The sequence below is a fragment of the Streptomyces sp. NPDC050085 genome (assembly GCF_044460595.1).
GTDB lineage: Bacteria > Actinomycetota > Actinomycetes > Streptomycetales > Streptomycetaceae > Streptomyces.
Genome location: NZ_JBITJZ010000015.1, coordinates 133,168 through 151,681, shown reverse-complemented (window position 1 = coordinate 151,681; position 18,514 = coordinate 133,168). Strand labels below are relative to the sequence as shown.

At 70.1% G+C, this 18,514-nt stretch carries 20 protein-coding genes and 7 tRNA genes; 9 read left to right on the top strand and 18 right to left on the bottom strand.

Annotated elements, in window-relative coordinates; translation table 11 throughout:
- Positions 1 to 26: 26 nt before the first annotated feature.
- Complete coding sequence (locus ACIBUY_RS36240; protein WP_365573551.1) at positions 27 to 593, bottom strand: DUF4365 domain-containing protein; 567 nt, start codon at positions 591 to 593, stop codon at positions 27 to 29.
- A 213-nt stretch (positions 594 to 806) separates the two neighbouring features.
- Here ACIBUY_RS36240 and ACIBUY_RS36235 point away from each other — a divergent pair, with 213 nt between their 5' ends.
- Positions 807 to 1,532 carry a 3'-5' exonuclease gene (locus ACIBUY_RS36235; protein WP_365573554.1) on the top strand — a complete coding sequence of 242 codons (726 nt, stop codon included), beginning with the start codon at positions 807 to 809 and terminating at the stop codon, positions 1,530 to 1,532.
- An 84-nt stretch (positions 1,533 to 1,616) separates the two neighbouring features.
- Here the strand turns inward: ACIBUY_RS36235 and ACIBUY_RS36230 are convergent.
- The 9 genes from ACIBUY_RS36230 to ACIBUY_RS36190 all read right to left on the bottom strand — a co-directional run bounded on the left by ACIBUY_RS36230 (position 1,617) and on the right by ACIBUY_RS36190 (position 9,581).
- Positions 1,617 to 1,688: transfer RNA gene (locus ACIBUY_RS36230), tRNA-Val, on the bottom strand.
- A 39-nt stretch (positions 1,689 to 1,727) separates the two neighbouring features.
- Positions 1,728 to 2,177: an SRPBCC family protein gene (locus ACIBUY_RS36225; RefSeq protein WP_399154907.1), complete on the bottom strand. Its 450-nt coding sequence runs from the start codon at positions 2,175 to 2,177 to the stop codon at positions 1,728 to 1,730.
- A gap of 18 nt (positions 2,178 to 2,195) precedes the next feature.
- The gene (locus ACIBUY_RS36220; RefSeq protein WP_399154906.1) at positions 2,196 to 4,952 is read right to left on the bottom strand and encodes a Tat pathway signal sequence domain protein; all 2,757 of its coding nucleotides are present in this window, start codon (positions 4,950 to 4,952) and stop codon (positions 2,196 to 2,198) included.
- Positions 4,953 to 5,035: 83 nt separating this feature from the next.
- The gene (locus tag ACIBUY_RS36215) at positions 5,036 to 5,602 is read right to left on the bottom strand and encodes a hypothetical protein (RefSeq protein WP_399154905.1); all 567 of its coding nucleotides are present in this window, start codon (positions 5,600 to 5,602) and stop codon (positions 5,036 to 5,038) included.
- An 11-nt stretch (positions 5,603 to 5,613) separates the two neighbouring features.
- Complete coding sequence (locus ACIBUY_RS36210; RefSeq protein ID WP_365573563.1) at positions 5,614 to 6,486, bottom strand: carbohydrate ABC transporter permease; 873 nt, start codon at positions 6,484 to 6,486, stop codon at positions 5,614 to 5,616.
- Entirely contained in the window at positions 6,483 to 7,439 is a 957-nt protein-coding gene (locus ACIBUY_RS36205) for a sugar ABC transporter permease (protein WP_365573566.1), read from the bottom strand. The genes ACIBUY_RS36210 and ACIBUY_RS36205 overlap by 4 nt, the downstream gene beginning before the upstream one ends.
- A gap of 32 nt (positions 7,440 to 7,471) precedes the next feature.
- Positions 7,472 to 8,791 carry an extracellular solute-binding protein gene (locus ACIBUY_RS36200; RefSeq protein WP_365573569.1) on the bottom strand — a complete coding sequence of 440 codons (1,320 nt, stop codon included), beginning with the start codon at positions 8,789 to 8,791 and terminating at the stop codon, positions 7,472 to 7,474.
- Positions 8,792 to 9,004: 213 nt separating this feature from the next.
- A tRNA-Val gene (locus ACIBUY_RS36195) sits at positions 9,005 to 9,076 on the bottom strand.
- Positions 9,077 to 9,137: 61 nt separating this feature from the next.
- On the bottom strand, positions 9,138 to 9,581 hold the full coding sequence (locus ACIBUY_RS36190) for a TIGR02611 family protein (protein WP_399154904.1): 444 nt from the start codon (positions 9,579 to 9,581) through the stop codon (positions 9,138 to 9,140).
- A gap of 190 nt (positions 9,582 to 9,771) precedes the next feature.
- On the opposite strand from ACIBUY_RS36190, the gene ACIBUY_RS36185 reads away from it, so the two are divergent.
- Both ACIBUY_RS36185 and ACIBUY_RS36180 read left to right on the top strand, forming a co-directional pair.
- The gene (locus tag ACIBUY_RS36185) at positions 9,772 to 10,185 is read left to right on the top strand and encodes an SsgA family sporulation/cell division regulator (protein WP_004002642.1); all 414 of its coding nucleotides are present in this window, start codon (positions 9,772 to 9,774) and stop codon (positions 10,183 to 10,185) included.
- A 365-nt stretch (positions 10,186 to 10,550) separates the two neighbouring features.
- The gene (locus ACIBUY_RS36180; protein WP_365573575.1) at positions 10,551 to 11,120 is read left to right on the top strand and encodes a CGNR zinc finger domain-containing protein; all 570 of its coding nucleotides are present in this window, start codon (positions 10,551 to 10,553) and stop codon (positions 11,118 to 11,120) included.
- A gap of 9 nt (positions 11,121 to 11,129) precedes the next feature.
- On the opposite strand, the gene ACIBUY_RS36175 is transcribed toward ACIBUY_RS36180, so the two are convergent.
- Positions 11,130 to 11,336, bottom strand: a complete 207-nt coding sequence (locus ACIBUY_RS36175; RefSeq protein WP_365573578.1) for a hypothetical protein — start codon at positions 11,334 to 11,336, stop codon at positions 11,130 to 11,132.
- Positions 11,337 to 11,541: 205 nt separating this feature from the next.
- Positions 11,542 to 11,988, bottom strand: coding sequence for a hypothetical protein (locus tag ACIBUY_RS36170; RefSeq protein ID WP_399154903.1), 447 nt, complete (start codon positions 11,986 to 11,988; stop codon positions 11,542 to 11,544).
- A gap of 178 nt (positions 11,989 to 12,166) precedes the next feature.
- On the opposite strand from ACIBUY_RS36170, the gene ACIBUY_RS36165 reads away from it, so the two are divergent.
- Positions 12,167 to 12,676, top strand: coding sequence for a DsbA family protein (locus ACIBUY_RS36165; protein WP_399154902.1), 510 nt, complete (start codon positions 12,167 to 12,169; stop codon positions 12,674 to 12,676).
- Positions 12,677 to 12,679: 3 nt separating this feature from the next.
- Here ACIBUY_RS36165 and ACIBUY_RS36160 read toward each other — a convergent pair whose 3' ends face one another.
- The 3 genes from ACIBUY_RS36160 to ACIBUY_RS36150 are packed head-to-tail and all read right to left on the bottom strand — an operon-like array spanning position 12,680 to position 15,442.
- Complete coding sequence (locus ACIBUY_RS36160) at positions 12,680 to 13,504, bottom strand: GNAT family N-acetyltransferase (protein WP_399154901.1); 825 nt, start codon at positions 13,502 to 13,504, stop codon at positions 12,680 to 12,682.
- Between the two features lie 51 nt (positions 13,505 to 13,555).
- Positions 13,556 to 14,377: an aminodeoxychorismate lyase gene (locus tag ACIBUY_RS36155; protein ID WP_365573590.1), complete on the bottom strand. Its 822-nt coding sequence runs from the start codon at positions 14,375 to 14,377 to the stop codon at positions 13,556 to 13,558.
- Between the two features lie 33 nt (positions 14,378 to 14,410).
- Positions 14,411 to 15,442, bottom strand: a complete 1,032-nt coding sequence (locus ACIBUY_RS36150) for a chorismate-binding protein (RefSeq protein ID WP_399154900.1) — start codon at positions 15,440 to 15,442, stop codon at positions 14,411 to 14,413.
- A gap of 167 nt (positions 15,443 to 15,609) precedes the next feature.
- Between ACIBUY_RS36150 and ACIBUY_RS36145 the strand changes: the two genes are divergently transcribed.
- The 5 genes from ACIBUY_RS36145 to ACIBUY_RS36125 all read left to right on the top strand — a co-directional run bounded on the left by ACIBUY_RS36145 (position 15,610) and on the right by ACIBUY_RS36125 (position 16,116).
- Positions 15,610 to 15,682: transfer RNA gene (locus ACIBUY_RS36145), tRNA-Gly, on the top strand.
- Positions 15,683 to 15,719: 37 nt separating this feature from the next.
- Positions 15,720 to 15,793: transfer RNA gene (locus ACIBUY_RS36140), tRNA-Cys, on the top strand.
- A gap of 1 nt (position 15,794) precedes the next feature.
- Positions 15,795 to 15,866: transfer RNA gene (locus ACIBUY_RS36135), tRNA-Val, on the top strand.
- A gap of 40 nt (positions 15,867 to 15,906) precedes the next feature.
- A tRNA-Val gene (locus tag ACIBUY_RS36130) sits at positions 15,907 to 15,978 on the top strand.
- A 63-nt stretch (positions 15,979 to 16,041) separates the two neighbouring features.
- Positions 16,042 to 16,116, top strand: a tRNA-Val gene (locus tag ACIBUY_RS36125).
- 59 nt (positions 16,117 to 16,175) lie between these two features.
- Here ACIBUY_RS36125 and ACIBUY_RS36120 read toward each other — a convergent pair.
- From ACIBUY_RS36120 to ACIBUY_RS36110, 3 genes are all read right to left on the bottom strand, one after another.
- Positions 16,176 to 16,460 (bottom strand): zf-TFIIB domain-containing protein, encoded by a 285-nt coding sequence (locus ACIBUY_RS36120; protein WP_365573596.1) that lies wholly within the window; start codon positions 16,458 to 16,460, stop codon positions 16,176 to 16,178.
- Between the two features lie 69 nt (positions 16,461 to 16,529).
- Positions 16,530 to 17,480: a phosphotransferase family protein gene (locus ACIBUY_RS36115; protein WP_399154899.1), complete on the bottom strand. Its 951-nt coding sequence runs from the start codon at positions 17,478 to 17,480 to the stop codon at positions 16,530 to 16,532.
- A 623-nt stretch (positions 17,481 to 18,103) separates the two neighbouring features.
- Positions 18,104 to 18,301 carry a hypothetical protein gene (locus tag ACIBUY_RS36110; protein WP_365573602.1) on the bottom strand — a complete coding sequence of 66 codons (198 nt, stop codon included), beginning with the start codon at positions 18,299 to 18,301 and terminating at the stop codon, positions 18,104 to 18,106.
- Positions 18,302 to 18,514: the final 213 nt, after the last annotated feature.

Here is an 18,514-nt window from a genome sequence, read left to right as displayed (position 1 = left end):
CCTTCCAACCCCGCCCGGTTGACGGGTCAGGGCCGCCCGCCCGTCCCGACCCGGGTCATGATCTCGCACAGTGCGCGGTCGTCGAAGATCCGTGAGGTCGGGACGCGCACGGTGGTCCTGCGCCGGCCGGTGACCGGGTGGCCGGCGAGGTTGGTCCAGTAGCAGCAGTGCCGCAGGTCGAGCCGGTCGTGGCCGGCGCGCAGCCAGTCGTCCTGGGAGCGCGGTACGAGCATCACGACGAGGATCTTGTGCACCGAGACCGGGGTCCTGGCCAGCTTCTCGAGATGGGGGTTGTCGAGCGTGAAGGAGAAGGAGGGTCCCGGTGGGTGGGGTGCGATCTGATAGGTGGCTTTGAGCTGCACTTTTATGGTGACTTCGTCGTCGACCGTGTGCCCTGGGGCGCTGTGGCTGACGTGCCAGTCGATGCCGTTGTCGGGAAAGGGCTGCGAGAGCGAGCAGCCGGCGGCCGCGGCCACGGCGTGCAGATAGCCCACCTGGAGCGTCTCCATGCAGGCGGTGGTGGCGAGTGTGCCGCGCGGCGGTGCGAACCGCTCGGGCAGCAGCCCGCCCTGTTCGGGCTGCGCGAGCACCATGGTCCAACTGGCCTTCCAGAACGGTGAATCCCCGCGAAGATCAAGAATTTGATCAAGGCCGAGTCAATGGCACCCCGCTGAACTGCCATGACTCGTAACTGTGTTGTGACCGCTCCGCGTATCACGCAAACAGCCCGGGTATCACCGAATCGGGCAGGCGACGAAAAAGGTCGGGACGCCATCTGCCGTGCGTGAACAGGGAGTTGCATTGTCATGACGTGCTGGTACGAGGGCCCTCTTGCCGCCTTCGACACAGAGACGACAGGCGTGGACGTGGAGAGCGACCGCATCGTGTCGGCGGCGATCGTGGTGCAGGACGCGCCCGGTACGCGGCCGCGGGTGACGCGCTGGCTGGTGAACCCGGGTGTGCCGGTGCCGCCCGGAGCGACGGAGGTGCACGGACTGACGGACGAGCATCTGCAGCGCAACGGCCGCTGGCCGGCGCCCGTGATGGAGGAAATAGGCCGCGAGCTGGCTGAACAGGCGGCGGCGGGCCGCCCGCTCGTGGTCATGAACGCACCGTTCGATCTCACGCTCCTGGACCGCGAGTTGAAGCGCCACCGGGCGTCGACACTCGCCCGCTATCTGGAGAGTTCCCCGCTGTGCGTCCTCGACCCCCGGGTCCTGGACAAGCACCTGGACCGCTACCGCAAGGGCCGCCGCACGCTGACGGACTTGTGCGCGCACTACGAGGTCGAGCTGTCCGAGGCGCACGACGCGGCGGCCGACGCCCTGGCGTCGCTCGACGTGGTCCGCGCGGTCGGCCGCCGCTTCGCGACCCGCCTGGAGCGCCTCACCCCCGCCGAACTCCACACCCTCCAGGCGGTCTGGCACGCGGCCCAGGCCCGCGGCCTCCAGGCCTGGTTCGCCCGCAGCGGCAACCCGGAATCGGTGGACCCGGCATGGCCCCTGCGGCCGGAACTTCCGGCGGCGGCTTGATCGTTCCCCCGCTGGGGCCTCGAAGGCAGAAACGAAAAACCGGCCCGTCTCGAGGATCTCGATGACGGACCGGCATTCTCCGGGTGGGCGATACTGGGTTCGAACCAGTGACCTCTTCGGTGTGAACGAAGCGCTCTCCCACTGAGCTAATCGCCCGGGAACGGGTTGAACAATACAGGGCGCGGCGGGCTGTGTTCAAACCGGTTGCAGGTGGGCGAGGAGACCGCGGTGGCCGCCGCGCATCATCCACGCGTGGTTGGCGAGGAAGACGGGCCGCCCGGGCACGGCGAACCGCCGCATCAGAGGTCGGCGCACCTCGACCTCCTGCTCGTACACGGCGCGGGTGCCGCCGACGGGCCGCGCCCGCAGCGTCCACCGCGCCCACCCGTCGAGGTCCCCGCTCATCTCGATCTCGAGGATCCCGGCGGCCGGGTCGCGGCGCCGCTCACGGGCGACGACCGTCAGCTCGTACGGCAGCAGCGACCGGAAGACGGCGACGCCGCTGGTGTCGTCCAGCGGCGTCACCGACCGCACCTGCGGCCACCACACCGGGTACTCCTCGGCCTTCTCCAGGGCCGCGTACACGGCGTCCGGCGGCGCGGGCAGGACCCAGACACTGCGGAAGCGGTAACGGTTCCAGTCCATGAGCCGAGTCTGCCCGGATCAGGGCATCTTGTCCCCGACCAGAGCGAGGTTCTCGATGGCGGCGAGTCCGTACAGAGCGGTGTCGTTGGTGTAGACCCAGTTCGCCTCGGTGCCGGCGACCAGGGTCACGGGCCCGTCGACCTTCTCCGTCTTCCACGGCGAGGCCTCGGTGTAGCCGTCGCTGTTGTAGAACTTCGTCCACGCCCGCTTGGCCAGTGCGGCGTCCCCCGTCCGCACCGCCGCGTACGCGTCGAGCCGCGAGTGCCCCTGGAAGAGGAGCAGGGTGCCGAAGTTGGTGCCGTACCGCGCCGCCTGTTCCGTCTTGGTGGCGTTGAAGTAGCGGCAGTAGTCGTAGTACGCCTCCTCGAACTTCGGCATGTCGATGAGGTCGATGAGCTCGGCGCACAGTTCGTTGAGCCCGAAGACGGCGGACAGGTGCGAGACGCCGACGGCCGGCTTCTCGGCGATCGCGAACCTGCCGGTGTCGAGGTCGTAGAGCCCGCTGCCCTGCACGAACCCGTTGGGCTGCGCCGCGATCGTCTCCATGGTGGAAAGGACCCGGTCGCGGGCCTTCTCCCACTTGGGCCCGCGCCGCTCCCACTCGGTGAGCCAGGCCGAGACGAGCCCGCTCCAGTCGGTGCCGAAGCCGATGGACAGGGCGTTGCGGTCGGGCTTGTAGTCCGGGTCGGGGCGGACCTTGCGCTGCGGGTCGAGCACGAGGAACGTCTCGTCGGAGTCGACGTTCGCGTGCATCAGGTCACCGACGCGCTCGTCTCCCGTGAGGAAGTAGTAGTAGCGGCGGTACGTGGTGTTGGCGATGCGCTGCTGCTTCGCGGAGTCGGCGTAGTGCTGGACGCCGTGCCGGGTGCCGAGTCCGGCCCACTTGCCGAGGTGGTAGACGTCGACCTCGCCGGTGTGCCGGGTCATGGCCTCGGCGAACCGGAAGATGTCGGCGCGGCCGCTGCGCAGGTACGCGAACCAGAGCCAGATGTCGGGCGACAGCTCGGAGTTGTCCCAGGCGTAGCCGCCGACGTCGTAGCGCCACTGGTGGCGCACCGGGTCGTAGGAGTGCATGACGTCGCCGTAGTCCCAGAAGCCGTACCAACGCCGCATCTCCACCTGGTCCTTGTAGTAGGTGAAGAGGAAGTCGAGGTGGTCCTCGATCTTGGCCTTGGCGGGGGTGGAGCGGTCCGGCTCGGAGTACAGGCCGGGGCCGAAGACCTGCGCCTTGATCAACTGCTTGGGCGGGGCGGCGAGTTGGGGCAGCACCCGCACGGCCCGGACCTGCTGGGCGAGCACTTCCGGCTTCGGTGTCGCGGCGTTGGCCCAGAACATCAGCTCGCTGGTGCGCGCGATCCCGTACGGAGTGCCGAACTCGGGCTCGTAGTCCTCGTAGGTGATGTTGAGGCCCTCGAGCTGTTCCGCGAACGTGTCCTGCCCCATGCCGTCGTGGTAGAAGCGCAGGTCCATGGGTTGCGCCTCGGGCGACCAGAGCCAGAGCGTGACCTCGGCCTCGTCCGTGTGCGCGTCCCGGATGTCGAGGCCCGTGGGGTGCTTCTCCCAGAAGTCGCGAAGTCCGAAGGAGAATCCGCCACTCGGCCCGCCCAGGTACCCGAACCCGCTGGCCCGGCGGCCGCCGCCGGCGCCGATCCACCCGTGCCCCTTCTTGGTGCGCTTGCGCAGGGTGAAGCCGTCCGCGGAGAGCTGCGAGAGCGTGTAGTCGCCCCACTCGGGGATGTACTGAAGGCGCGTCGTGACGCGCTGGTCCCACGTCGAGGGGTCGGGCAGCTTCTCTCCCGCGAACTGCGCCGCCTGCACGGCCGCGCCGGGGTCCCGCCGCAGCCCGGTGATGCCCTTGACGGCTTCCCGGATCATGCCAGTGTCCTCGCCGCCGATGCGGACGTGCCGGTCGTACGAGGCGTCGCGCATCGGCACGGTGAAGCGCACACCGAGCCCGCGGATGAAGTCGCCGGACGCCTTGCCGGGCTCCTGCGTCCCGTCGAACGTGATGGTGTGCACCATGCGGAACGACTCGGCGCCCGCATAGAAGTAGAACCGGATGGAGAAGGGCAGCCAACTCCGGTTCCCCTTGCGGTGCTTGCCGTCGATGCGGACGACGGCACGCACGGGTCCGTCCTGCTCGACGACGGTCTCGTCGATGGCGCTCTCGAACCGCTCGTACTTCTGCGTGCCCTGGTCGCCGTCCTCGATCTCGCTCTGGCGCAGCAGCACGAGCCGCCCGTCCTTGGCGATCTCGGTGGAGCCGCGGGTGACGGTCTTGACCAGGGCCGATCCGCTCTTGCCGAGCTTGGCGACGATGACGCCGGTGTCGACGGTGACGGTCCCGCCACTCGTCGAGACGCTCACCTTCTTCTCGGGCGCGGCGGCCTGCCCGGCCGCGATCGTCAGTTTTCCGTCACCGGCGCCGGGCCCGACGGCGTGCGCGGTCCACTTCAGCGAGCCGTCCGGCCACTGCGCCAACGGCCAGGTCTGGACGGGGATTTGCTTGCCGTCGGCGTCGGTGAGCGCGAACTCCTGCCCCTTCTCGTACGCGCCCTTCGGCCAGGGCACGCCGACGGTGGAGCCGGGGGCGGCGCCGAGGCCGCCGTCCTCCAGCCAGTCGAGCGTCACCGGCTCGGCGTCCGCGGCCTGTGCGGCGGGCGCGGCCTGCGCCTCCTTGCCGCCGAGGGCCCAGCTGAACTGGGCGGCGGCGCCGGCGACCGCGGCGGCCTTGAGGAGGGATCTGCGGGGAAGTCCAGCGGGGAATGGGGACATCGTCGTTCCTTTCCGTGCATGCCAAACGTGCTGAACGTGCTTGTACGAGAAGGGAGTTGAGGGGACTGCGCGAGGTCCTGGCCTCAGCGGGCCCGGCCGCGTTCCTCCACGGCGACCGCGGCCGCGGCGAGAATGCCGAGCACCGGTACGGCGAGCGGGGTGAGGAACTCGGCGCTGAGGACCACGAGCGCGAGTCCGCACACGAGCAGGAGGGATCCGCCGGGGGCGCGCAGCGTGCGCCGCGCCGCGTCCCTGAGCAGCGCCCGCCAGGACGCTCCGGGCTCCCAGACGGCGGCGGCCCGCAGGACGGTCACGGCGGCGGCGAGCAGCGCGAGGATGCCGAGCGCGGCGGCGAGCCGGCCGCCGGGGAGTCCGGCGCGGGCCAGCTGCAGATCGGTCCAGACGGCGGCGAAGGCGGCGACCCCGGCGAGGCCGACCAGCCAGCCGCGCCGCGCGGCGGCCCGTACATCAGTGACGAACTCGCCGATCCCGCCCGCCTCTTGACCGAGGTGGCGGCGCAGGTGCCGGGCCCCGGCCGCGAAGGCGGCCGGGGCGGTGACGACGGGCACGGACGCGAGCGCGATCCATACGCCGGTCAGCAGGCACTCGGCGAACACCCCGAAGCCGACGCGCCGCCGCGACTCCACCATCGGGCCGGTCCTCACTTGAGCCCCGAGGTGGCCATGCCGTCGATCAGATACCGCTGGAAGGCCATGAAGAAGGCGATGACCGGGATCAGCGCCACCATCGCCATGGCGATCTGGCCGCCGTAGTCGGAGATGCCCTGCTGGTCGCGGAACATCATCAGGCCCAGCGAAACGGTGTATTTGGAGGGCTCGTTGAGGTAGATCAGCGGGCCCATGAAGTCGTTCCAGGCGTTGATGAAGGTGAAGATGGCGCTGGTGATGAGCGCGGGCCGGGTCAGCGGCAGCACGATCGACCAGTAGGTGCGCAGGTGCCCGCACCCGTCGAGCTTGGCCGCCTCGTCCAGCTCGCGCGGCAGTCCGCGCATGAACTGCACCATCAGGAAGACGAAGAACGCCTCGGTCGCGAGGAACTTGCCCGCGAGCAGCGGCACGTAGGTGTTGATGAGCTGCAGCTTCTGGAACATCACGTACTGCGGGATGAGCAGGACGTGGTACGGCAGCAGCAGGGTGCCGATCATCAGCCCGAAGAGCAGCTTGCGCCCGCGGAACGGGATCTTCGCGAAGGCGTACGCGGTCAGCGAGCTGGAGATGACGACGCCGACGACGGCCATCCCCGCGTAGAACAGGGAGTTGAGGAAGAAGGTGCTGATCGAGATGCCCGCGATGCCGTCGGCGAGGCCCTTGACGTTGTCCAGGACCGGGTCGGCCGGGAACAGGTCGAGGGAGCCGATGATCTGCTTGCCGGGCTTGAAGGCGGCGCCGATCACCCAGACGACGGGGTAGAGGACGACGCAGAGCACGGCGAGCGCGAAGACGTGCCAGACGATGGATCCGGTGCGCTTGCGCGGATTGGTGTTCCGGGGCAACTCCTGCGTCACGGTGGTCACTTGACGTCCTCCTCGTAGTGCACCCACTTCTTCTGGGACCAGAACAGGACGGCGGTGACCAGGGCGACGGCCAGCAGCATCATCCAGGCCATCGCGGAGGCGAAGCCCATCTGGGACTGCTGGAAGCCCTTCTGGTACAGGTAGCAGGTGTAGACGAGGGTGGCGTCGGCCGGGCCGCAGAAGGTGTTGGAGACGACGTAGGCGGAGCCGAAGATCTGGAACGAGTGGATCGACTCCAGCAGGACGTTGAAGAACAGCACCGGGGAGATCATCGGCAGGGTGATGTTCCAGAACCGGCGCAGCGGCCCGGCCCCGTCGACGGCGGCGGCCTCGTACAGCTCGCGCGGCACCTGCTTGAGTCCGGCCAGGAAGATGACCATGGGGGCGCCGAACTGCCAGACGGTGAGCGCCACCAGGGAGTAGATGATGAGGTCCGGGTCGCCGATCCAGCCGCCGAGGTTCAGGCCGAAGGCGCCGAGTCCCTTGTCGACGACGGCGTTGTCGGAGAAGATCGCCCGCCAGACGAAGCCGACGGAGACGCTGGCGCCGATCAGCGACGGCGCGTAGAAGGCGGCCCGGTACAGGCCCTGGCCGCGCCGGCTCTGGTTGAGCAGCAGGGCCACCCCGAGTGCGAGGAGCAGTTTCAGCGGCGTGCCGATGACCACGTACTTCAGCGTGACCTGCACCGACTTCTGCCAGCGCGGGTCGTGGAACATGGTCGTGAAGTTGTCGAAGCCGATCCACTTCGGCGGCGCGAACAGGTTGTAGTTCGTGAACGCGTAGTAGAGCGACGCGATCATCGGTCCCGCGGTGAGCAGCAGGAACCCTGCCAGCCACGGCGACATGAACAGATAGCCGGCGAGATTGTCGCGCCGCCCCCGCCGCTTGAGTGCGACGGGGCGGACGGAACTTCTCTCGTCAGCGAGGACGGTGGCGTCCTTGACGAGCGACATGGTGCTGTTTCCCCTCGGAAACGTCGGGGGCGTCAGCCCTGGAAGGCTGCCTCGGCCTCGCTGAAGAACTGCTTCACGGCGTCCGACACCTTCTGCTTGGAGTTGGCGACGTCACCGGCGATGCGCAGGAAGGCGGCCTCGACGACATCGGCCCCCGACGGATGCGGCGTGATCTTGCCGAGCACCCCTGCCTTGTCGACCTCGGTCTCGTAGGCGGCGATGCCCTTGTTGGCGTCGGCGACGGCCTTGTCGGTCTCCTCGCCCGGCTTGTACGCCTCGAACTGCTCGGTGGTGGCGAGTACGCCCATGTCGTAGCCCATGATCTTGCCGACCTCGGGATCGTGGACCATGAAGTCGATGAACTTGGCGGCCTGCGCCTGGGCCTTGCACTTGGTGGAGACCGACAGCATCAGCGAGCCGAGGTACTGTCCTGTGTCCTTGCCGTCGGTGGTCGGGATCGGCGCGAGCCCGTAGTCGGAGTCGCCCTCTCCCTCGTAGCGCACCGAGAAGTTGTCCCAGGTGAATTCGCCCGCCGCGAGTCCGGCGGAAAGCCCGGACTTCGGCTTGACCTGCTCGATCTTCTTCGGGTCGGTGACGATCCCGGACTTGACGCGCTTGTAGTAGTCGGACCACCACTGCGTCAGATCGTCCTCGGTGAAGCCGAGTTCGGTGTCGTTGAAGAACGCCTTGCCGTTCTGCCGCAGATAGAGGTCGTAGAGGTACATGATTCCGGCGTAGCCCGTGTCACCGGAGATCTTGAGCTTGTCCTGGATGGTCTGGAGCGCCTTGAAGTAGTCGTCCCAGGTCCAGCCGAACTTCGGCTCGACGCCCGCCTTGGCGAACGCCTTCTTGTCGATGACGAGGGCCATGGTGTTGGCCCCGACCGGCACCGCGACCTGCTTGCCGCCGGAGACCTGACCGGCCGCCTCGACGCCGCCGCGGAAGTTCTTCAAGTTCAGATTGCCCGCGTCGATCTGCGACTTGAGGTCGAGCAGCACGCCACGCTTGTCGTACTTGGCAAGGAATGCAACGGAGTTGAGGAAAACGTCCGGCGGATTCCCGCCAGAGGCCTGTGTCTGGAACTTCTCCCAGAACGCCTGGTAATCGGTGAATTCGGGCTTGATCTTGATCTTCGGGTTCTTCTTCTCGAAGAGGGCGATCGCCTTCTTGATTTTCACGGCCCGCGGTTCGCCTCCCCACCAGGCGAACCGCAGCGTCGCGGAACCGTCCGCGTTCGTCCCGCCTGACCCACCGTCACCACCGCACCCGGCGGCCGTCAGCCCGAGCGCCGCGACGGACGCCCCCGTGACCTTCAGCAGGCCACGCCGGTCAAGATCCCTGTTGCTAGGCACAGTTCGCCCCTCCACCTGCGCATTGAATCGTTTTAGGAAAGCGCTTGCCGGGCCAAGGTAGAGAGGAGTCGGGGGTGCGTCAACGGTTCCGGCAAAGATTAGGTCGAAGCGCTTCGAACGTACAGCTCACAGCGGTGCCTGAACCGATACACAGGAACGCCAAAACACCGAGGGCCCCGGAGACTTGGAGTCTCCGGGGCCCTCGGTTCCGGGTGGGCGATACTGGGTTCGAACCAGTGACCTCTTCGGTGTGAACGAAGCGCTCTCCCACTGAGCTAATCGCCCGGGCGCAGGAAGAACATTACCCCATGTCAGGGGGTGCCTGAGACCAGCCTGCGCCCCGTGGTCACTGCTTGATGTTCCAGGGCATCTCGAGCCCGAACTTCCACACGTACACCCCGACGAGCGCGGCGATGATCACCAGGCCGATCGTCGTCAGGATGATGTTCCGCCGGCGCACCCTGGGGTCGAGCGCGCGCTGCGTCGCCTCCGTGACCTTGCGCTTCGTCCAGCGCAGCACCAGCTGGGCCCAGACGAACTCGGTCGCCCAGATCGCCATGCCCCCGAAGATCACCAGCCAGCCGGGACCCGGCAGCGGCAACATGATGATGCCCGCGACCACGACCGCGAGCCCCACGATGAAGACGCCGACCTGCCAGCTCAGATGCAGCGCCCTGCGCGCCTGGATGAACTCCGGCGCCCGCGAGCCCAGCGGCTTCGCCCCGCTCTCTGCCTGCTCCGCCTCATCGGCTGCGACCGCATCGGCCGCCTCGTCACTCCCCGTATTCATGGACCCAAACCTACCGGACTGATTCGCGTCACCGGAATGGCCGTTCCCCAACAAGAAAGACTCGGCCGTACGAGTTACCTAAAGACGCCCAAAACCCTCAGAGGGGTTTACAACGGCACCGTAGGTGGCATGTCGATTTCGCCGACGTGCGAATCCCCGAGCGCACACTGAGCGAAAGGCCCTGGCGCTTATGAACACCACGGTCAGCTGCGAGCTGCACCTGCGCCTCGTTGTGTCGAGCGAGTCCTCACTGCCTGTACCCGCAGGACTGCGGTATGACACGGCCGATCCGTATGCCGTGCACGCCACCTTCCACACCGGAGCCGAGGAGACGGTCGAATGGGTGTTTGCCCGCGACCTCCTCGCCGAAGGCCTCCACCGGCCGACCGGCACCGGAGACGTCCGAGTCTGGCCGTCCCGTAGCCACGGTCAGGGCGTCGTCTGCATCGCCCTGAGCTCTCCGGAGGGCGAAGCCCTGCTCGAAGCCCCCGCGCGGGCCCTGGAGTCGTTCCTCAAGCGGACCGACGCAGCCGTGCCCCCGGGCACGGAGCACCGTCACTTCGACCTCGATCAGGAGCTCTCGCACATCCTCGCGGAAAGCTAGTCGCGCAGGAGGCCCGCGTCGGCACCCAGCCGGCGTGAGCAGGGCGGGAGCCCCTCGTGCCGTCCACTCGGGGAGACGGCACGGCCAGCACGTGCACGACAACCGCATACGGCAGACAGCGGCGCCGCCACCGTGGGACCTTCCACGGGGGCGGCGCCGATGCGTGACCACGGGCTCCGCCGCCGCCCGGGGGCGCTAGGGTCTGTGTCGAAAGTGGCGTCGCCGTCCGCCCGGAGGGCAGGCCCTGCGGCGTCCGGTGCGTGCTCTCGACGCGCCGGGGGCGCAGACGCCGCTTTCGACACAGGCCCTAGGCTCGGCCGGCATCGGCGGGCTGCGGCCCGACCCCCCAGGCCAGGGAGCGAATCGTGCTGATCACCCACGACACCCGGTGCGCGCTCGACACCGTGGTCGATCTGGTGAACACCGCACCGGACAGCGAGGCGGGCGACGCGGGGTCCGACACCCTCGCGAGCGTGGCGGCGCTGGCAGATTTCGTAGAAAAGCACGACATCAGCGATGTCGGGGTGCTCGCGGAACCCGACCTGGCCACGGTGCGTGACATTCGCGCCCGGTTCGCCCAGGTGTTCGCGGCCCCGGATCCGCACAGCGCGGCGACCGTGATCAACGACCTCGTCGCCGCCGCGGGCACCACTCCGCGCCTGACGGACCACGACGGCTACGACTGGCACATCCACTACTTCGCGCCCGGCGCGTCCGTCGCGGACCACCTGGCGGCCGACTGCGGGATGGCCCTGGCGTTCTTCGTGGTCGCCGGGGAGCAGGAGCGGCTGCGGCGCTGCGAGGCGCCGGACTGCCGGCACGCGTTCGTGGACCTGTCCCGCAATCGCTCGCGCCGCTACTGCGACAGCCGCACCTGTGGAAACCGGCTGCACGTGGCCGCCTACCGGGCCCGTCGCAAGGAAGCCGCGGGCTGAGCTGCTCCCTCACAGCAGCAGCAGGTCGTGCAGAGCGGCCATCATCAGCAGGCCGCCGATCACCGCGAGGAAGATCATCAGTGGCGGTTGGGAGAGCGCGAAGAGGCAGCCGCGCTGGGTGTCGGGGTGTACGGGCGTGGGCGGCGCGGGGTCGCTGTGCGACGGCTGCCCCGGGTCGGCGTCCAGCTGGTCGGCCAGCTGCTGTGTGTCCGGCATCTCGCCGTGATGATGACGCAGGTCGCACGCGACGGTGCCTCAACACGCCCGGGTCGAGCGGGAGTTCGCCGGATTCCGTGACCCCCGCCCGGGCATCTGCGCGAAAGAAGGCAGAGGGGTCGAACTTCCGTGCTGCGTACGGACGTTGCCGCGGCGCCTCTTCAACACCTGGCGGCGGTGCGGTTCTTGTCGCTCAGATGCCGCCTCAGATGCCGTGCTTCTTCAGGATCGCCTCGATGTCGCTGAAGTCCTCGGACGCGCCCGCCTTCGGCTTGGGCTGGGCGACGGGTGCGGGGCGGACGCCCTGACCGAGGGAGGGGGCCGACGCGGCCGGGGCCACCGCCTCGCGCCGGGCGGCCGCCTTCGCCGCCGCCCTGCGCTCCTTGCGGGTGCCGCCGTCGCGCCGCTCGACCGCGCGGGTCCCGAGGAACATCAGCCAGGCCACGCCGAGCACGCCGAAGCCCGCCCAGGCGGTCGGGCTGAAGGCGGTGTCCACGACCCAGCCGACGGCGCCCGTCATGACGAGGCCCAGCGGGACGAGGGAGTAGGCGGCCGTGCGGGCGGCCGCGAGGAAGCGCTTGCGGTACGCGGTGACCGCGGCGATACCCAGGCCCGCCACGGACACGGCGGAGCAGACGGTCTCGGCAATCATCCGGTCCTCCTGGGCTCGGGCATTCTGGTCGCGTTCGGGGCGCTGCGTCCCCTTCCATCCTGCACCGTCGGCCCGGCCCCGGGCCACGGCCGGGGCGGACCTCAGGGACATCTCCGGGTCGGCCCTCCTCCCCAGGTCCAGGTTGGGGCGCGGTGATCCGGCCTGGGAGACTGGCCCCATGAACGCCCCGAACCCGGCCCCCATCCTTGACGTGTGGTGCGAGCTGCAGTGCCCGGACTGCCGCTCGGCCCTGGACGACGTCCGCGCACTGCGCGAGCGCTACGGCGACCGCATCGAGCTGCGGCTGCGCCACTTCCCGCTGGAGAAGCACAAGCACTCCTTCGCGGGCGCGCAGGCCGCCGAGGAGGCGTTCGCGCAGGGGAAGGGATGGACGTACGTGGAGGCCGTGCTCGGCCGGGTCGAGGAGTTCGACCGCACCGGCGAGCCGTTCCTCGTCGAGGTGGCGGGTGAACTCGGCCTGGACGCCGAGGAGTTCGACACCGCGCTGGTCGACGGCCGGCACATCCTGATCGTCGACGCCGACCAGGCCGAGGGCAAGGTCATCGGCGTGACGGGTACACCGACGTACGAGATCGGCGGCGAGATCCTGCACGGCGGCCAGAGCCAGGAAGGACTGCGCGCCCGGATCGAGGAGATCGCGGACCGGCTGCTCGCCGAGCAGCAGTAGCGGTCACTGGAGCTGCTTGTAGAGGTGGTACTGGGTCGGCTCGTAGCCGAGCGACTCGTACAGGCGCAGTGCCGGGATGTTGCCCGCGAACACGTTCAGGCCGATCCGGTCGGCGCCCGCGGCGATCGCGTCGGCCTCGGCGAGCAGCAGCAGGGAGCGGCCGTGGCCCTGGCCCCGGTGCTCCGGCGCGACCTCGACGTCGTAGACGTACGCGCCGTCGGGGCGCTGGGCCACCCAGAGCGTGCCGACGCTCTCGCCGTGGTGTTCCAGGACGCTGATCAGGACGTCCGGGGTCGCGACGCCCTCGGGCAGCAGCGCGGCGTGGTCGCGCTCGGACTTCTCGCGGGCCTCGTCCGCCGTCGCGCCGCGATCGACGATGGTCGCCTCGTACCGCTCCTTCTCCAGCGCCAGCCACGGCCCGTACTCGGCCTCGGTCATGCGTCGCCCGACGCTGCCGGCGGGCGGGGCGGGGGGCCGGGCGGGCAGGGTCTTCGCCATGTTCCGATTGCGCTCCACGTATCCGAGGGCGCCCGCGAGGCGCAGCAGGGCCTGCTCGTGCGCGGGGACGGCCGCCTCGAGCCGCCGGCAGTTCCAGGAGCGGGCCACTTCCTCGGCGGCGAGCGCGGCGACGGTGCCGCGGCCGCGCCCCCGGTCCGGCTCCTCGATGCGCAGGTCCAGGATCCGGGCGACGGCCGGTCCCGCCGCGGGCTGCGTGGCGAGGTGGAGCGTGCCGACGGGGCGGCTGTTCACACACACCGCGTAGTGCCGCGAGCGGGTGCCGTCGGCCGCGCGCTGGAGCGGCTCTGTCGGCCGCAGGGTCGTGGTCATCAAGGCTGTTCTACCCGCCCGGACCCCGGGGACGACAACGGTTTTGCCGGCTCACGGATCCAGGTCGTCCGCGGCCCGCTCGTCCCAGGTCTTCATGGCGTTCGCCGTGACCGGGCCCGGAGCGTCCGGCAGGTCGCGGTCGTCGATCCGGTGCACGGACTGGATGTCGCGCAGCGTCGACGTCAGGAACACCTCGTCGGCCTCGGCCAGGACGGACAGCGGCAGGTCGGTCTCCTTGGCTCCTGTCCACTCGACGGCGAGGGCGCGGGTGATGCCCGCGAGGCAGCCGGAGGCGACGGGCGGGGTGTGGATCTCGCCGTCCAGGACGACGAACACGTTCGACCCCGTGCCCTCGCACAGCTGCCCCACCGTGTTCGCGAACAGGGCCTCGGACGCGCCGAGTTGATGGGCGCGGGCCAGCGCGACGACGTTCTCCGCGTACGAGGTGGTCTTCAGCCCTGCCAGGGCGCTGCGCTCGTTGCGCGTCCACGGGACGGTGACCACGGCGGTGCTGTCGGGGCGCCGGACGACCTCGCCGAGCGCCACGACGAGCGTGGTGCCCGCGTCGCCGCGGTCGGAGCCGAGCGGGGAGACGCCGCCGGTGTACGTGATGCGCAGCCGGCCGAGCGCCATCGGGTTGGCCTCGAGGACGGCGGCGCAGGCGCGGCGCACCTCGTCGAGGTCGGGCTCGGGCAGGCCGAGGCCGCGCGCCGAGCGGGCGAGGCGGTCGAGGTGGCGGGTGAGCGCGAACGGCCGGCCGTCGACCGACTTCACGGTCTCGAAGATGCCGTCGCCCACGGTGAGCCCGTGGTCGAAGACGGAGACGCGCGCTGCCTCCGGGTCCTGCAGCCCGCCGTCGAGCCAGATCTTCACGTGCACTCCTCTACGTCGCCCGGACCGTGCTCCCTAGCCCGCGTACCTGCCCGACGCTACCGCGAGCAGCCGGGACGCCTTCAGCTCGGTCTCCCGCCACTCCCCCTCGGGGTCGGAGCCCCAGGTGATGCCCGCGCCGGTGCCGAACCGCAGCAGGTCGCCCCGCTCGCTCCGGTCGATCCAGAACGTGCGGATCCCCACGGCGAGTTCGCCGGTCCCGCGGTCCGCGTCGACCCAGCCGATACCGCCGCAGTACGGGCCGCGCGGCGCCGTCTCCAGCTCCTCGATGATGCGCAGCGCGCTGGACTTGGGCGCGCCGGTCACGGACCCGGGCGGGAAGGCCGCGTCGAGCAGCTCCGGCCAGCCGGCCCCCTCGCGCAGCTCGCCGCGGACCAGGGACACCAGGTGCACGAGGCCCGGGTGCTTCTCCACCACGCACAGGTCGGGGACGGTCACGGAGCCGGTGGCGCAGACGATGCCCAGGTCGTTGCGGACCAGGTCCACGATCATCACGTTCTCGGCGTAGTCCTTCTCCAGGAGGTCCTCCTCCGTACGCCCTGTGCCCTTGATCGGCCCCGACTCGACGACCGGACCCGTGCGGCGCAGGAACAGCTCGGGCGAGGCCGTCGCGATCTCGACGCCGTGCTCCGGCAGCCGGATCGTGCCCGCGTACGGCGCCGGGTTCCCGCGCGCGAGGAGAGCGGTGAGGGCATCCACGTCGGCGTCCGCGGGCACGGGCGCGGAGAGCACGCGGCAGAGGTTGGCCTGGTAGACCTCGCCGGTCGCGATGTGGGCACGCACGCGTCGTACGCCCTCTGTGTACGCGGCGTGGTCGAGCGACGACGTCCAGTCCGCCGGGGCGGGGCCGTGCCAGGCGCCGGGGCGCGGGGCGGGCACGGGTTCGGTGCGCACGTCGGCGAAGCGGGCGCACACCAGGCGTCCCTCGAAGTCGGCGGCGACGGCCCAGAAGCCGCTGGAGTCCAGGGCCGAGGGATCGCTGGTCACGTCCTGCAGACCGGTCGCGAGGAGTTCGCCGAAGCGGGCGAGGGGAGGGAGCTCGTGCACGGTTTCGAGTCTATGGCGGGTGACGGGACGGTGACCTGGGGTGGAGGTGGAGCGGTCGGCGCGGTGGTCGCACCGCAGCACGCTGCGCAAACGCGTTTTGGACCTCCCCCGGGAATCCGCTAGAGTTCAACACGTCGCCGGGACGCGCAAGCGAAACGGAAAGACACGCGAACGTAGCTCAGTTGGTAGAGCGCAACCTTGCCAAGGTTGAGGTCGCCGGTTCGAACCCGGTCGTTCGCTCAGGATGTGGGGGATCTTCCCGAACCCCTACGCTCCTGGTGGAGTGGCCGAGAGGCGAGGCAACGGCCTGCAAAGCCGTCTACACGGGTTCAAATCCCGTCTCCACCTCCATGCGCGATTAGCTCAGCGGGAGAGCGCTTCCCTGACACGGAAGAGGTCACTGGTTCAATCCCAGTATCGCGCACTGGATCTTCGGACTCCGGTTCGTTCCACAGATCCGTCCCGCGCGATTAGCTCAGCGGGAGAGCGCTTCCCTGACACGGAAGAGGTCACTGGTTCAATCCCAGTATCGCGCACGCATGACCACGCAATACCTGGCAGTACGCCTCGCGGAGCCTGATAGAGTCTGGCCCGTTCCCGCGCGATTAGCTCAGCGGGAGAGCGCTTCCCTGACACGGAAGAGGTCACTGGTTCAATCCCAGTATCGCGCACCAGCAAGAAGCCCCCGGTCCTCGGACCGGGGGCTTCTTCGTGCTCAGGCCGCGCAGGCTGCTCAGGAGGAGAAGAGCATCCGGCCGAAGCCGCCCTTGTGGTGGCCGTGGTGTCCGTGGTGACCGCCGTGGTGCGGGGCTCCCCAGGCCGGGGCCGGGGCCGCCGGGTACGCCTGGGGGGCGGGCGGGACCGGCGGGACCTGCTGCTGCCACTGCGACTCCAGGCGCGTCAGCGACTCCAGCTCGCCGTAGTCGAGGAATATCCCGCGGCAACCGCTGCACTGCTCGATCTGGACGCCATTGCGGTTGTACGTGTGCATCGGTGCGTGACACTTGGGACACTGCATGGTCGGGTCAACTCCTCGCCGTTCGGCACTGCTTCGCCGGAACACTTCCCGGCATCCGTCCCCCGCACCCTACTTGGCGGCGCCGTGACCCAACTGGGGCGGTACGCGCACCATTCGGGCACACGCGTCGACGACCGCCTCCTCGACCTCGTCGAGTGCACGACCCGCTTCGACGGCCTTCGTGACGGCGAGCGCGGCGGTCTGCGCGGTCAGGGCGCGGGCCGGGACGTCGAGGGCGGGCCAGGGGTCAGGGGCGCTCAGTTCCGGTGCGCCGCCCGCCTGTTGGTAGGCGGTGAGGAAGCGGGTCCAGTCGTCCGCGGCGAGCAGGCCGCAGGCGAACCAGGCCGCCGGGCGGGCCAAGTCCCAGGCGGGGTCACCGAGTCCGAGGTCGTCGACGTCGATGAGGAGCCAGGGCCCCGAGCCGGCCGGGTGGCGGACCAGCTGGCCGAGGTGGAGGTCGCCGTGGCACAGGGCGCGGGCGTGGTCGTAGAGGGATTCGGCGCGGGCCCAGGGCGGGAGGGTGCGCCAGGCCCCGGTGACGGCTGCGGCGGCGGGGTGGTCGGGGGCCGTGGCCGCGAGCCGGGCCAGGGCGCGGGCCGCTTTGACCGGACCTCTCATCGGCGGGAGCGCGGGCGGGAGTTGGCCGGCGGGGGTGGTGTGGAGACGGGCCAGCAGGGCGCCCGCGGCCTCCCAGGGCGCACGCTCGGGGTGGTCCGGGTCGACGGGGGTGCCATGGGGCCAGAACGTGACGAGGCGGCCGTGCAGGGGCGCTGCCGCGGGGCGCAGCGGTGCCAGGAGCACGCCGGTCAGGGCGGGGTCGGCGGCCACGGCGAGGCGGAGGGCGAGTTCGGCCGGGTCCGTGTCCGGAGCGTGCGCCTTCGCGACCGTGTCGCCGTGCCGGACGACGGTGCCGTCGGGGCGGTCGGCGAGCACGCCGACACCGCATGCGCAGGGGGCCGGGTCCCGGTGGAGGGTGGCGTGGGCCGTGCCCTGGAGCGCGGGCGCGATGGACGTGGTCACGGGCCCGAGCCTACGGGCCCGGCGGACGCGCTCGGGCCGGGAGAGGAGGGAGGCTGAGCGGGGGGAAGGCAGCGAGGGCGACAGCACCGCGGGACGCAGGGTCCACTCCCTGGTGAGCGGAGCCCCGGGCTGCGCCCTGGAGCGCGGACACGACAGACGCGGAAAGGGGCTTGGGCCCACGGGCCTGACCGGCACGCTCAGGCTGGGAGAGCAGGAGGCTGAGCAGGGGGAAGACGGCGAGGGCGACAGCACCGCAGGCCCCGAGTCGCAGGCCCCGAGTCCAACCCCTGGTGAAGTGGACGGAGGCCGTGGGCTGCGGGCTGCGGGCCGGAGCGCCGTAGGGAAACGTCCCGCGAGTGGCCGCACCGCAGGCGCAAGAACCCAAGCCCCTGCGGGCAGCACCGTAAGACCCAGGAGCCCGAGCCCCCGCGGGCAGCACCGCATGCCTTGTGACCGCAGGGCCTGGAGAGGTGGTGGAAGGGAAGTAGCGGGGGAAAGGCAATGCCGCGTGCAGCTCCCCAGCTGCACGCGGCATTTTTGCCGTCCGCCGCACCCCCGTCCCCACGGGGTTTCATGGCCGGATGTCCCCGCCCGGACCGCTCTTCCGGGCCTGGAGGCGCCGCTCAGCGCCCCAGCATCACGCCCACGGACGACGCCTGTGTGACCACCGCGTCCCAGCCGCCGAAAAGGACGACGAGAAGGGCCGCGAGAGGGAGGACCATGGCCGTGGCCACCAACGGGTGGCGGCGGCCGGTGGCGGGGCTGTGCACCCTGCGGGTCCGCGTGCGGAACGCTGCCGTCCGCGATGCCGTGTCCGCCATGATCCTCTCCCGGTCGAACCTTGTGGATCTGTGCGGACGGGTCCGCGCAGATCGCGAGTTGTTGGCAGCGGCGAGTGCCTGACCTCGGGGGACGAGTGCTGCACCCGCCGCTTGACTTCAAATCTATGGGCGGCGGCCACCTGGGTCGTCATGCCCTCGTACCGATTGCCGGGCCTCCCGGAGGATGAGCGCTCCCACGCCACGTACTCCCCT

Coding starts and splice junctions, on each gene's coding strand:
- ACIBUY_RS36175 (WP_365573578.1), bottom strand. CDS start 11,336: ATGCCGGACACACAGCAGCTGGCCGACCAGCTGGACGCCGACCCGGGG.
- ACIBUY_RS36170 (WP_399154903.1), bottom strand. CDS start 11,988: ATGATTGCCGAGACCGTCTGCTCCGCCGTGTCCGTGGCGGGCCTGGGT.
- ACIBUY_RS36215 (WP_399154905.1), bottom strand. CDS start 5,602: ATGGTGGAGTCGCGGCGGCGCGTCGGCTTCGGGGTGTTCGCCGAGTGC.
- ACIBUY_RS36220 (WP_399154906.1), bottom strand. CDS start 4,952: ATGTCCCCATTCCCCGCTGGACTTCCCCGCAGATCCCTCCTCAAGGCC.
- ACIBUY_RS36225 (WP_399154907.1), bottom strand. CDS start 2,177: ATGGACTGGAACCGTTACCGCTTCCGCAGTGTCTGGGTCCTGCCCGCG.
- ACIBUY_RS36110 (WP_365573602.1), bottom strand. CDS start 18,301: ATGGCGGACACGGCATCGCGGACGGCAGCGTTCCGCACGCGGACCCGC.
- ACIBUY_RS36160 (WP_399154901.1), bottom strand. CDS start 13,504: ATGACCACGACCCTGCGGCCGACAGAGCCGCTCCAGCGCGCGGCCGAC.
- ACIBUY_RS36185 (WP_004002642.1), top strand. CDS start 9,772: ATGAACACCACGGTCAGCTGCGAGCTGCACCTGCGCCTCGTTGTGTCG.
- ACIBUY_RS36235 (WP_365573554.1), top strand. CDS start 807: ATGACGTGCTGGTACGAGGGCCCTCTTGCCGCCTTCGACACAGAGACG.
- ACIBUY_RS36190 (WP_399154904.1), bottom strand. CDS start 9,581: ATGAATACGGGGAGTGACGAGGCGGCCGATGCGGTCGCAGCCGATGAG.
- ACIBUY_RS36165 (WP_399154902.1), top strand. CDS start 12,167: ATGAACGCCCCGAACCCGGCCCCCATCCTTGACGTGTGGTGCGAGCTG.
- ACIBUY_RS36120 (WP_365573596.1), bottom strand. CDS start 16,460: ATGCAGTGTCCCAAGTGTCACGCACCGATGCACACGTACAACCGCAAT.
- ACIBUY_RS36205 (WP_365573566.1), bottom strand. CDS start 7,439: ATGTCGCTCGTCAAGGACGCCACCGTCCTCGCTGACGAGAGAAGTTCC.
- ACIBUY_RS36240 (WP_365573551.1), bottom strand. CDS start 593: ATGGTGCTCGCGCAGCCCGAACAGGGCGGGCTGCTGCCCGAGCGGTTC.